Source organism: Mesorhizobium sp. M7A.F.Ca.CA.001.08.2.1, from assembly GCF_003998455.1.
In the GTDB taxonomy this organism is placed as follows: Bacteria; Pseudomonadota; Alphaproteobacteria; order Rhizobiales; family Rhizobiaceae; genus Mesorhizobium; species Mesorhizobium ciceri.
Window position 1 is genome coordinate 1 of record NZ_RZPW01001504.1, and the last position, 384, is coordinate 384.

Annotated in this window: 1 protein-coding gene; it reads left to right on the forward strand. The window is 66.7% G+C overall.

The window, feature by feature from the left end:
• Positions 1 to 384 (forward strand): DNA-processing protein DprA (locus EN914_RS38205; protein WP_164779321.1); only part of this gene is annotated, 384 nt, incomplete at both ends.

The window sequence follows — 384 nt, forward strand, 5'->3', positions numbered from 1 at the left end:
GGAAACAGCTGGAAAGGCCGGCGCCCGCTTTGTCGGCATCGGTGAAGCAGACTATCCACCCCTCTTGCGCAACATGGATCATCCGCCGCCCCTGCTGGCGGTAAAGGGCAACGCAGCTGTTTTCCGGCTGCCGGGTGTCGCCATAGTCGGGGCACGCAACGCGTCGCTGGCCGGCATCAAGATGGCGCGCATGCTGGCAGCCGACCTCGGCCGCGACGGCTACGCAATCGTCTCCGGCCTGGCGCGCGGCATCGACACAGCGGCGCATCAGGGCAGTCTTGCGACCGGCACGATCGGCGTGCTGGCCGGCGGCCTCGACCAGCCTTATCCGCCTGAAAATGCAGGCCTGTGCGAAGAGATTGCCGATCGTGCCGGTCGCAAGAC